Below are 13268 nucleotides of genomic sequence, written 5' to 3'. Positions count from 1 at the left end.
AGTATTTAATCCCTTTTGCTATTTAATACTATTAAAGCTTGTTCTGCAAGATTTTTAAAATATTTTGTACTTTTTTCAAGAGCTAATTCATCTATTTTAAATTTGGGACTATGAAGAGATTCTCCTTTTCCAACTCCTATATTCACAAAAGTACCTGAAAGAGTTTTTTGATAATAAGCAAAATCTTCTCCTCCCATTTTAGGAGATATAATTTTAACCTGATAACCATCTTTTTTAGCAACACTAATTGCCACTTCTGTCCAATCTTTATCATTGTTAGTTGCTGGTGGTCCTTCATACCAGTTGAAATTAGCTTTTGCCCCGTAAGCCTCAGCGATATTTTCCGAAATCATCTTTATTTTCTCAGGTATGAGCTCCCTGTCTTTCTCATTAAGTGTTCTTACAGTACCTTCAAAATATGCTTTTTCAGGTATTACATTCCAAGTATGTCCACTTTCCATATGAGTTACACTTACTATTGCAGGATTTAAAGGATGCATATTTCTACTTACAATGGTCTGAAGTGCTGTTATTATATTAGAAGCAGCAACTATTGGATCTGTTCCAAGCTCAGGGTGTGCTGCATGTGTACCCTTTCCTGTAACTTCAACTTCAAATCTATCAACAGCAGCAGTCACAGGACCTACATTTATGCCAAGCGTTCCAACATCCCAATCAGAATTGCAATGTAATCCAAATATGGCTTGTACACCATCCAGTGCACTAGTTTTTATAACTTCTTCAGCACCATGACTAGATTCTTCTGCAGGTTGAAATAAAATTCTAACATTTCCTTTAAGCTTTTTTTGATCTCTTTTTAGCAAGTAAGCCGCACCAAGTATAGTTGTCATATGAAAGTCATGACCACAAGCATGCATTTTACCTTTATTTTTGGATTTGTATGTAAGGTTTGTTTCTTCCGTAATTGGCAAAGCATCTATATCCGTTCTTATTGCAATGGTAGGTCCACCTTTCTTTCCTTTGATTTCAGCTACGAGACCTGTCTTCATTGGTAGATCCAATATATCTATATCACCTTCTCTTAGAAGTTTTGCTAATTCTTTAGTTGTATCATATTCCTCGTAAGATAACTCTGGTCTCTGATGGAAATATTCAAAAATATCTTTCATCTTTTTATTAAATTCAGTATCTTCTGAATTTTCCAAAAATTTTACATTTTGTTGTGTCATGTAGAGGCTCCTTTCTATCTTTTAAATAGACTTCTATCTTGTAATAAAAAAACGGATTCAACACCCCACTAAAGGGACGAAAAATCCGTGATTACCACCCAAATTCATATAAGCCTCACGACTTATACCTCATAAAGTACTTCAACAAACAATTGCTGATAATACCCTGTCACTATAACGTATGATAACGTAAAAACCTACATATCGGCCTTTAAGCTCCAAGTGCACGTTCAGAAAATCTTTCATATCCTCTCTCACCATACAGGACTCTCTTTAATGATTTAATTAACTTACTTCTCTCTTCATAGCCATCATTTAACTGACGAAAATTGTTACTATCAATTTTCATATATATTAACTTTTAAGAGTTCAAATTACTCTGTCCTCTCAAAATTGCACAGTAAACTTTTTTTCTTTCGTTTTTATTTGGTCAAGCCCTCGACCTATTAGTATCAGTCAGCTTAACAGGTTGCCCTGCTTACACCTCTGACCTATCTCCTCGTGTTCTTCGAGGGGTCTTACTAGCTTACGCTATGGGAAATCTTATCTTGAGGTGGGCTTCACACTTAGATGCTTTCAGCGTTTATCCCTTCCCAACTTGGCTACCCAGCTATGCTCCTGGCGGAACAACTGGTTCACCAGCGGTCGGTCCATCCCGGTCCTCTCGTACTAAGGACAGCTCCTCTCAAATTTCCTGCGCCCGCGACGGATAGGGACCGAACTGTCTCACGACGTTCTGAACCCAGCTCGCGTGCCGCTTTAATGGGCGAACAGCCCAACCCTTGGGACCTACTTCAGCCCCAGGATGCGACGAGCCGACATCGAGGTGCCAAACCTCCCCGTCGATGTGAACTCTTGGGGGAGATCAGCCTGTTATCCCCGAGGTAGCTTTTATCCGTTGAGCGATGGCCCTCCCACGAGGTACCACCGGATCACTAAGCCCGACTTTCGTCCCTGCTCCACCTGTTTGTGTCGCAGTCAAGCTCCCTTCTGCCTTTGCACTCTTCGAAGAATTTCTAACCCTTCTGAGGGAACCTTTGTACGCCTCCGTTACTTTTTAGGAGGCGACCGCCCCAGTCAAACTGCCCGCCTAACATTGTCCCGTCTCCAGTTTCATGGAGCCCGGTTAGAATTCCAGTACTATCAGGGTGGTATCCCAACATCGACTCGGTAATGGCTGGCGCCACTACTTCCTAGTCTCCCACCTATCCTGTACAGACAATACCGAAATTCAGTGCTAAACTGCAGTAAAGCTCTACGGGGTCTTTCCGTCCAATCGCGGGTAGCAAGCATCTTCACTTGCACTTCAATTTCGCCGGATTTGTTGTCGAGACAGTGCTCAAATCATTACGCCATTCGTGCGGGTCGGAACTTACCCGACAAGGAATTTCGCTACCTTAGGACCGTTATAGTTACGGCCGCCGTTTACTGGGGCTTAAGTTCTGACCTTCGCTTACGCTAAGTCTTCCCCTTAACCTTCCAGCACCGGGCAGGCGTCAGCTCCTATACTTCAGCTTTCGCTTTAGCAGAAACCTGTGTTTTTGATAAACAGTTGCTTGAGCCTTTTCTCTGCGGCCACTTGCGTGGCTCCCCTTCTCCCTAAGTTACGGGGTTAATTTGCCTAGTTCCTTAACAACAATTCTTCCGATGGTCTTAGGATTCTCTCCTCACCTACCTGTGTCGGTTTGCGGTACGGGCACATAAAAACTTCATAGAGACTTTTCTCGGCAGCGTGAAATCAGGTACTTCCCCTTGCGGATTCCCCATAACACCTCATCATTGATATACCGGATTTTCCTGGTATACCTGACTCGATGCTTAGACATACATCCATTTGTATGCACACCTTATCCTCCTGCGTCATCCCTTTTGTCAAACGCTTTTATGCGGTATCGGAATTTCAACCGATTGTCCATCACCTACGCCTTTCGGCCTCGGCTTAGGTCCCGACTTACCCTGGGCGGACGAACCTTCCCCAGGAAACCTTAGGTTTTCGACCAATAAGATTCTCACTTATTTCTCGCTACTTATGCCAGCATTCTCTCTCCTGTACAATCCACCGTTCCTTCCGGTACGACTTCTACTCATACAGGATGCTCCTCTACCACTCTTTCGAGTCCACAGCTTCGGTGGTAAGTTTTAGCCCCGGACATTTTCGGCGCATGATCTCTTGACTAGTGAGCTATTACGCACTCTTTAAATGAGTGGCTGCTTCTGAGCCAACATCCTAGTTGTCTTAGAAATCACACATCCTTTCCCACTTAACTTACACTTTGGGACCTTAGCTGGTGGTCTGGGCTGTTTCCCTTTTGACCACGGATCTTATCATTCGCAGTCTGACTGCCGGAATTCAAGTATATGGCATTCGGAGTTTGATAAGGTTCAGTAACTGTTGTCAGCCCCTACCCCATTCAGTGCTCTACCTCCATTACTCATTTCCGACGCTAGCCCTAAAGCTATTTCGAGGAGAACCAGCTATCTCCGAGTTCGATTGGAATTTCTCCGCTATCCACAGCTCATCCCATGGTTTTTCAACACCAACGTGGTTCGGTCCTCCACGGAATTTTACTTCCGCTTCAACCTGGCCATGGATAGGTCACTCGGTTTCGGGTCTACAACATACAACTTTTCGCCCTTTTCAGACTCGGTTTCCCTCCGGCTCCGTACCTTAAGTACTTAACCTTGCTGCATATCGTAACTCGCTGGCTCGTTCTACAAAAAGCACGCCGTCGTACTTTACGTACTTCGACTGTTTGTGGACACACGGTTTCAGGTTCTATTTCACTCCCCTCCCGGGGTTCTTTTCACCTTTCCCTCACGGTACTCCTTCTCTATCGGTCACCAGGTAGTATTTAGCCTTGGGAGGTGGTCCTCCCTGTTTCCCACAAGGTTTCTCGTGTCTCGTGGTACTCTGGATTAGATCTGACTGCTCTTTGTTTTCATTTACAGGACTTTTACCTTCTACGGCGGAGCCTTCCAGCTCTCTTCAATTAACACTTCACAGTATTTATGACCTATCCGCAACCCCAGGAACAAGTTCCTGGTTTGGGCTCTTTCCCTTTCGCTCGCCGCTACTTAGGAAATCGATGTTTCTTTCTCTTCCTCCGGGTACTTAGATGTTTCAGTTCCCCGGGTTTGCCTCTACAAACCTATGTATTCAGTTTGCAGTACCTAGCGTTGTCTAGGTGGGTTTCCCCATTCGGATATCTCTGGTTCTCTGGCTATTTGCGCCTACCCAGAGCTTTTCGCAGCTTATCGCGTCCTTCTTAGGCTCCTGGTGCCAAGGCATCCTCCATGCGCCCTTTGTAGCTTGACCTTTATTATTGAAAATTACTTTTAGTAATTTTCTTTGTATCATCTACAAAGGTTATATTATAACCTTAGCTTTACTTTATTTCTTATTTACTGTGCAATTTTCAAAGGACAATTTTTCAATTTACATTATAAATTGAAAATGGTTTTCTAATGAAAACCTTTGGTGGGCTTAAATGGACTCGAACCATCGACCTCACGCTTATCAGGCGTGCGCTCTAACCAGCTGAGCTATAAGCCCTAAATGGTGGAGATAAAGAGATTCGAACTCTTGACCCTCTGCGTGCAAGGCAGATGCTCTCCCAGCTGAGCTATACCCCCAAAATATTTTTATTCTATTTTTGAAGAATCTATGATCCTTCAAAATTAAACAGAGTAGATTTTCTAACTTACTTAAACCATCAATTTATAAGATAGATTATACTCTATCTTTCGACTCCCTAGAAAGGAGGTGATCCAGCCGCAGGTTCTCCTACGGCTACCTTGTTACGACTTCACCCCAATTACTAACCCCACCTTCGGCCGCGTCCTCCTAAGTTAGACTACGGACTTCGGGTGTTGCCAGCTCTCATGGTGTGACGGGCGGTGTGTACAAGGCCCGGGAACGTATTCACCGCGACATTCTGATTCGCGATTACTAGCAACTCCAACTTCATGTAGGCGAGTTTCAGCCTGCAATCCGAACTGGGGGCAGTTTTTGAGGTTTGCTCCACCTTGCGGTCTTGCTTCTCTCTGTACTGCCCATTGTAGCACGTGTGTTGCCCTGGACATAAGGGGCATGATGATTTGACGTCATCCCCACCTTCCTCCGCGTTAACCGCGGCAGTCTTGCTAGAGTGCTCAACTAAATGTTAGCAACTAACAACAGGGGTTGCGCTCGTTGCAGGACTTAACCTAACATCTCACGACACGAGCTGACGACAACCATGCACCACCTGTATCCCTGCCCCGAAGGGCTTCTCTTATCTCTAAGATATTCAGGGTATGTCAAGTCCAGGTAAGGTTCTTCGCGTTGCTTCGAATTAAACCACATGCTCCGCTGCTTGTGCGGGCCCCCGTCAATTCCTTTGAGTTTTAATCTTGCGATCGTACTTCCCAGGCGGAGTACTTATTGTGTTTACTGCGGCACAGAAGGGGTCGATACCTCCTACACCTAGTACTCATCGTTTACGGCGTGGACTACCAGGGTATCTAATCCTGTTTGCTACCCACGCTTTCGTGCCTCAGCGTCAGTTACGGTCCAGAGAATCGCCTTCGCCACTGGTGTTCTTCCTAATCTCTACGCATTTCACCGCTACACTAGGAATTCCATTCTCCTCTCCCGCACTCTAGATATCCAGTTTGAAATGCAGTGCCCGGGTTAAGCCCGGGTATTTCACATCTCACTTAAATATCCGCCTACGCACTCTTTACGCCCAGTAATTCCGGACAACGCTCGCCACCTACGTATTACCGCGGCTGCTGGCACGTAGTTAGCCGTGGCTTCCTCCTTGGGTACCGTCATTATCGTCCCCAAAGACAGAGCTTTACAATCCGAAAACCTTCTTCACTCACGCGGCGTTGCTGCATCAGGCTTTCGCCCATTGTGCAATATTCCCCACTGCTGCCTCCCGTAGGAGTCTGGACCGTCTCTCAGTTCCAATGTGGCCGATCACCCTCTCAGGTCGGCTACGCATCGTCGCCTTGGTAGGCCGTTACCCTACCAACTAGCTAATGCGCCGCGGGTCCATCTCAAAGCGGATTACTCCTTTAAATCAGTCTCCATGTGAAAACTGATTATTATGCGGTATTAATCTCCCTTTCGGGAGGCTATCCCCCTCTTTGAGGTAGGTTACCCACGTGTTACTCACCCGTCCGCCGCTAATCCACTCCCGAAGGAGCTTCATCGCTCGACTTGCATGTGTTAAGCACGCCGCCAGCGTTCGTCCTGAGCCAGGATCAAACTCTTAATTTAAAAGTTTGTATTGACTCTTCTTATTACGAAATTACTTTTTTAGCTGCTCTCGCAGCTCAAAAGAATTGCTGGTTTATTCTAAATAAGTTGTACTTATATCTTCCTCTGTTTAATTTTCAAGGATCATTTTGACGCCTCATCTCGACGACTTTTTTAGTTTATCATGTATTTCTAACTCTGTCAATACTATTTTAAAATATAAATTCATAATTTAAAAAATATATTCTAACTATAATTAGTATCTGACAATTAGCAATAATGGACAATCAATAAAGATTTTTCTGATAACACAGAAAAATCTTTATTGATTGTCCATTATAAATTATAAATAGTGACTCATTTATATGTATGGATTGAGTCAAGCCTTACATCTTCTTACATAGCATTAAATATTTATAACTTTAGCAAAATACAATATAAGTATTATTGCTCCTATAAATATTCTATATACAGCAAAAACTCTCATTGGTTTTCTCTTTAAAAAATTTATAAACTTTTCTACTACAACTAACGCTACTATAAATGAAACTATAAATCCAACTGCCAGAGCAATAATTTGAGAAATATTCATAGATACATTTACTTTTATAAGTGACCATCCTGATGCTGCTATCATAGTAGGTATAGCAAGGAAAAAGGAAAACTCTGCTGCAGCTACATTTGTAAGTCCGCTTACCCATCCACCCATTATTGTGGACGCAGATCTAGACATTCCTGGCCAAAGTGAAAGGCATTGAAAACATCCTATCTTAAATGCTTGTACGAGGTTTACATTTTCAATTGTATTTGTACTATTTCCTTTCCTGTATTTGTTCTCCATATATATCATAAGGAAACCACCAAATACTAGTGCACAGGCAACAGTAACTGGATTAAATAATTTACTCTTAATTAAATCATTAAAACGCAATCCTAAAACAGCAGCAGGTATAAAAGCAACTAAAATAGTAAGCCAAAGTTTAAATCCCCATTTGCCCGGTTTAAGATTTTTAAGCGAATTAAAAATCTTATCCCAATAAAGTACTACTATAGCAAGTATGGCACCTAGCTGAATTACTACTTCAAACATATCTATATAAGCACCATTATATGTTGGTGCTTTGAAGTTTATCAGATTTCCTACTATTATCATATGACCTGTTGAAGATATTGGCAAGAACTCTGTTATTCCCTCGACTACTCCAATAGCAGCAGCTTTAATAATAAATAATAATTCCATTAACTTCACTCCCTATTAAATTTATAAACAAGTATTATTATACTATTACCGTAAGCTTTTTCACAGCATATATATTATTAATAATTTGTTACATAAGTAAAATTATCTTTTATTTCATATATGAATAAAGGATTTAGTGATGAAAATAAAATCAACTCATCACTAAATCCTATTTTTCCATATAAATTTCACTTAGATTATCTATAATAAATAGTTTAAGCTTCAGGTCCAGCTTTTGCTATATCTTCGGAAACATCTTTAAACTTCTCAAAGTTTTTACTAAACTTCAGCGCCAGCTTTCTCGCTGTCTCATCATATGCTTCTTTATCTTCCCATGTATTTCTAGGATTTAATATTTCATCAGGTACACCTGGACATCTTTTAGGCATCATTACTTTAAATACAGGATGTTCCACAAATTCAACATCCTTGAACTTCCCTCTCAAAGCTTCTCTAATCATAGCCCTTGTATAGGAAAGTTTTATTCTATCTCCATTTCCATATCCTCCAGATAGCCATCCAGTATTCACTAAATATACCTGAGTGTTATACTTGTCTATTCTTTCGCCTAACAATTTTGCATAGACAGCAGGATTCATTAACATAAACGGTTCACCAAAGCAAGAGGAAAAAGTAGCTTGAGGTTCAATTATTCCTCTTTCAGTTCCAGCTATCTTGCTAGTATATCCAGACATAAAGTGATACATTGCTGCTTCTTTAGAAAGCCTTGATATAGGTGGCATTACACCAAAAGCATCTGCGGTTAAAAATATTATAGTCTCTGGATTTCCTCCTACACCACTTTCTTCTATATTATCTATATAATTTATAGGATATGCTGCCCTTGTATTTTCAGTATATCTAGCATCATTATAATCAGGTACTCTATTCCCATCTGCCACTACATTTTCAACTACAGTTCCAAATTTTATGGCATTGTATATCTGACTTTCCTTTTCCTTATCAAGTCTTATAGTTTTAGCATAACATCCACCCTCAAAATTAAATACACCTTCATTAGACCATCCATGTTCGTCATCACCAATCAGTCTTCTTTCACCATCTGCTGATAAAGTAGTTTTTCCTGTTCCTGACAATCCAAAAAATAAGCAAGTTTTATTATCTTGTCCTATATTAGCAGAACAGTGCATAGGCATGACTCCTTTTTGTGGAAGCAAGAAGTTCATTACTGAAAATACTGATTTTTTTATTTCTCCCGAGTAACTGGTTCCCCCTATTAATATAATTTTTTTATCGAAATTTACTAAAATAAAGGCATCTGAATTTAAACCGTCTTCTTTGCCCTTAGCCTTAAATCCAGGTGCCGATATAATATTAAATTCAGGAGTAAAACACTTTAAATCCTCCTCCGTTGGTCTTCTAAACAATTGATTTGCAAACAACGCCTGGGATGCCCTTTCGCATATTACTCTTATAGGAAGGGTATATTTTTTTAAAGCTCCAACAAATCCATCAAACACAAAAATGTCTTTATCACTTATATAATTTAAAATCTTATCATACATTTTATTAAAAATATCTTCTTCTATAGAAAGATTTACATTTCCCCAGTTTATTTTGTTCCTAATGCTTTCTTGATTAACTATAAATCTATCTTTAGGAGATCTTCCTGTGTACTTTCCAGTATTAATCATAAGAGCTCCCTTATTTGATAAAAATCCTTCTCCTCTTTTAATTGAAAATTCCGTTAATTCTGATGGTGATAAATTTTTATACATATTTCTATATTTATTAATATTTAAATATGATAAGTCAATATTCATGATGTTTCCCCCTAAATTAGTTTATATTTATATATTACACCATTTATAGAAAAATGCAATAAAAAAATTATTTTAAATTTAATTATAAAGTATTTTATATATTTATACCTGTAATACTACACTATATACTTTGTGTATTTTATATGTACTACATTAATTCTATGTATTTTTGAATATGAGCTATACTTTTTATTTATAAGTTAGGTCTATAATGAATTTTATCTTATTTAAACTTGCAAAACTACTTGATAAATTACTTCCATATTATAACTTATTTAACTATGCCCTTATATTATAATTTTAACAGTCTTATATATATACATTTATAAATCATACATTACTGTGGATGTTTATTTCCAAATTCTATTATTCAGCTTAAGAAATACAGTAAATTTACAACTTTTTAATGTAAAAATTATAATATTGTATTATAATATTAAGAGTTATTTACTTGCTCGTGTATTTGTTGTGTACTATAATAGACTTCAATCTTAAATTTAGGGCCTATAGACTTATGACAAACAATATGTAAAGTAAATAAACAAATGCTTTACTTAAGTTGAAGGTGGTGTTAAAAATTAACATAAAATCTTTTTTTAGTATTATTATTTCCAAGATCGTAATAAAATTATCAAATTTTTATTTAAAGGAGGAAGTAATTTTCCTGGAAAAGTTGCTTTAAAATTAGATAAGAATATTCTTAAAACCATATGTAAGGATTATAAAATTATACTTATAACAGGTACAAATGGTAAAACTACAACTACAAGTATGGTCTACAACATGCTAAAGGATGGGAAAAAACGTGTAATTACAAACAATACAGGTGCAAATATGCTGACAGGTATAGTTTCATGTTTTATAGAAAATTATTCGTTTAAAAAATGTAGTGAGACAAACTATGCAGTTATAGAATGTGATGAAGCAAATGTTCCTTTATTTACAGATTATATAACTCCAGAAATTATAACTGTAACAAACTTATTTAGAGATCAACTTGACAGATATGGAGAAGTTTACACTACATTAAACAAAATTCTAAAAGGTATCAAAAAAGTACCTCTTTCAAATTTAATACTTAACGGAGACGAATCTCTTCTTGGAGATCTAAATTTACCAAACAGAACTATTTATTATGGATTTAATTGTTCTCCAACAAATATAAAAAAAGTAGATACTAATGCAGACGCTAAGTTCTGCAAAAAATGCAAAAATCCTTACAAATATAATTTTCTTACATATAATCATTTGGGCGATTACTACTGTGAAAAATGTGGTTATAAAAGACCTGAATTGGATTATACTTTAGATGAAATAAAAGAGCAGACTCCAGATGGATCATTAGTAATAATTAATGAAAAGGAATATTATATAAATCAACCGGGTACATATAATATGTATAATGCCCTATGTGCTTATTCTATAGCAATGGTTTGTGGAATATCTACTTCCTGTATATATGATTCTCTAAAAAAACAAAAGAGCAGTTTTGGAAGACAGGAAGTCATAAATATAGAAGGTAAAGAAGTTAAAATAATCTTAGTAAAAAATCCTGCTGGTTATGATCAAGCTATAAATACTTTAAGCCTTGACAACAGGACCTTTAACCTAGCTGTACTTCTAAATGACAATTATGCAGATGGAAGAGATGTATCTTGGATATGGGACGTGAATTTTGAAAAGCTGTCTTCACTGGATATAGATAAAATAATGATTTCAGGTATAAGACTTTATGACATGGCCGTAAGATTAAAAGTAGCAGGATTACCCCAAGACAACTTTATAATTTGTAAGCACTATGAAAATCTAATTGATGAAGTAAAAAGTTGTAAGTCAAATACAGTATATGTATTAGCCACTTATACTGCTATGATAACTTTCAGGAAATTTCTCAATTTCAAGGGATATATCAAAAAGCTGTGGTAAAATATTAGAGAAATAGGGAGTGTATCTAAAATGGAATTAAACATATGTCACTTATATCCTGATTTATTAAATGTATATGGAGATTTAGGAAATATACTCATATTAAAATATAGGGCACAGCAGCGGGGTATAGATATAAATGTATTTAACATATCTCTTGGAGATCCCTTTGACAGCTCTAAATATGACATAACTCTTTTTGGTGGTGGCCAGGACTATGAGCAGTCTATAGTATCAGAGGACCTTGTCAAAAATAAAAGAGAAGGTATCGTAAGTTACATTGAAGATGGTAAAGTATTTTTATCAATTTGTGGAGGCTATCAACTTCTTGGAAAGTACTATTCTACACCTGATGGCCAAAAACTGCCAGGTCTTGATGTACTTAATATATATACAGAGGGCGGCAGCAATAGATTTATAGGAAATACAGTTATATATAACGAAAAATATAAAGAAACTTATGTGGGCTTTGAAAATCATTCTGGAAGAACTTATATAGGAGATTTAGAACCTCTTGGAAAAGTAATCGTAGGTTATGGTAATAATGGAGAAGATGGATACGAAGGCTGCATCTACAAAAATTGTTTTTGCACTTATTTCCACGGTTCTCTCCTTTCTAAAAATCCTGAATTAGCAGATAGATTTATATCTACAGCTATTTCTAAAAAATATGGTGATACAAAACTTGACCCTCTAGATGATACCTTAGAATTAAATGCTAAAAAGTTTATAATAGAAAGAGAAACCAAAACTAAATCTAATTAATCTACATCTTTATGTAGAATTTCTAGCTTGAAAGTTTACTTATACCAGCCATATACTAACAAATTTCATCACACTAAAAACTTTTAATAAGTCTAAAGTTCGGCATTTTGAAAATCTAAAGAAGCTTATATAAACTCGTACCTCAGACATATATAAGCTTCTAAGATTTTCTAAAATACCTCACTAAGACTTATCAAAATATTTAACGAACTGAAGGTTGTAAAAATATCCGGAGTATAATTTGATTTTTCGTTTAGAAACTCTCTATAATTTTAGTCATCTATTAATGATTCCTTTATCTGTCATTCTAAACTCCTCTTCTAAAGTTATACCATCAAAAGTTCTAAAAGCAAAGCCTTCTTTTTTTAAATAACTTATAATATCTGGCAGTGCTTCTACTGTAGAAGTTTTATAGTAAGAATCATGCATTAAAACTACTGCAATTTTTTTATTCTTGCATCCATCTATTACATTTTGTTTTATAATATCTTTGGACACAAAACGTTTATCTGCATCCCCTGAAACCACGTTCCAATCTACATACTTCATTCCGTTTCCCTTTAAAGTCTTCTTTATAATATTTAAATTGCTTACACTTGCTACTAAGTTATCTGACCCACCTGGAAGCCTCACAAATACTATAGAATCTTTTCCCGTTATATTCTTTATTATATTTTTACAAACTCGAAAATCCTCTAAGTATGCATCCAAACTGCTGTACATCTCTTTATAATTATGAGAATATGTATGTACTCCTATACTCATACCGCTGTCACTTAGCTGCTTTAATATAGAAGGATTTTCTTTTGCCTTTTCACCTACTATAAAAAAAGTAGCTTTTACTCCATTTTGTTGTAATATATTTAATATCTTTGTAGTGTTATTTACAGAAGGACCATCATCAAAAGTTAAGAATACTTCTTTAGAATACGTTGGTGCATTATCTTTAGCTAAAACAATATTTTTTCTCTCTTCCGCAAAATTATATTTTACACAATCCCATTTACATATTAAGCTTATACAAGCAATTACAAATAAATAGATAAAAATACCATATATGATTGAATAGACAGGTTTTTTCATAAAAAACACCCTCTTTTTTAACGTTCTATCATATA

Annotated in this window: 5 protein-coding genes, 2 tRNA genes, 2 rRNA genes, 1 pseudogene and 1 other annotated feature; of the genes and pseudogenes, 2 read left to right on the top strand and 8 right to left on the bottom strand. The window is 37.1% G+C overall.

The window, feature by feature from the left end; all coding sequences use genetic code 11:
- Window positions 1-5: 5 nt before the first annotated feature.
- From CLJU_RS03080 to pckA, 7 genes are all read right to left on the bottom strand, one after another.
- Complete coding sequence (locus CLJU_RS03080; RefSeq protein WP_013237305.1) at window positions 6-1190, bottom strand: amidohydrolase; 1185 nt, start codon at window positions 1188-1190, stop codon at window positions 6-8.
- Window positions 1191-1259: 69 nt separating this feature from the next.
- Window positions 1260-1505, bottom strand: a binding site (T-box leader).
- Window positions 1506-1616: 111 nt separating this feature from the next.
- Window positions 1617-4506: ribosomal RNA gene (locus tag CLJU_RS03075) — 23S ribosomal RNA — on the bottom strand.
- 160 nt (window positions 4507-4666) lie between these two features.
- Window positions 4667-4743, bottom strand: a tRNA-Ile gene (locus tag CLJU_RS03070).
- A gap of 4 nt (window positions 4744-4747) precedes the next feature.
- Window positions 4748-4823 (bottom strand) — tRNA-Ala (locus CLJU_RS03065).
- 123 nt (window positions 4824-4946) lie between these two features.
- Window positions 4947-6456: ribosomal RNA gene (locus CLJU_RS03060) — 16S ribosomal RNA — on the bottom strand.
- Together the 16S and 23S rRNA genes with 2 tRNA genes alongside form the textbook arrangement of a ribosomal RNA operon.
- 385 nt (window positions 6457-6841) lie before the next feature.
- The gene (locus tag CLJU_RS03055) at window positions 6842-7675 is read right to left on the bottom strand and encodes an undecaprenyl-diphosphate phosphatase (RefSeq protein ID WP_013237304.1); all 834 of its coding nucleotides are present in this window, start codon (window positions 7673-7675) and stop codon (window positions 6842-6844) included.
- A gap of 215 nt (window positions 7676-7890) precedes the next feature.
- Window positions 7891-9459 carry a phosphoenolpyruvate carboxykinase (ATP) gene (gene pckA / locus CLJU_RS03050; RefSeq protein ID WP_013237303.1) on the bottom strand — a complete coding sequence of 523 codons (1569 nt, stop codon included), beginning with the start codon at window positions 9457-9459 and terminating at the stop codon, window positions 7891-7893.
- A 568-nt stretch (window positions 9460-10027) separates the two neighbouring features.
- Between pckA and CLJU_RS03045 the strand changes: the two are divergent.
- Window positions 10028-11385: pseudogene (locus tag CLJU_RS03045) on the top strand (MurT ligase domain-containing protein).
- A gap of 30 nt (window positions 11386-11415) precedes the next feature.
- Complete coding sequence (locus CLJU_RS03040; RefSeq protein WP_013237301.1) at window positions 11416-12150, top strand: type 1 glutamine amidotransferase; 735 nt, start codon at window positions 11416-11418, stop codon at window positions 12148-12150.
- A 276-nt stretch (window positions 12151-12426) separates the two neighbouring features.
- Here the strand turns inward: CLJU_RS03040 and CLJU_RS03035 are convergent, their stop codons facing one another.
- A complete protein-coding gene (locus tag CLJU_RS03035) occupies window positions 12427-13233 on the bottom strand; it encodes a polysaccharide deacetylase family protein (RefSeq protein WP_013237300.1) in 807 nt (268 codons plus the stop codon).
- Between the last annotated feature and the right edge of the window lie 35 nt (window positions 13234-13268).

It is taken from the genome of Clostridium ljungdahlii DSM 13528 (assembly GCF_000143685.1).
GTDB classification, from domain to species: Bacteria; Bacillota; Clostridia; order Clostridiales; family Clostridiaceae; genus Clostridium_B; species Clostridium_B ljungdahlii.
This window is presented reverse-complemented; position numbering and strand designations above follow the sequence as displayed.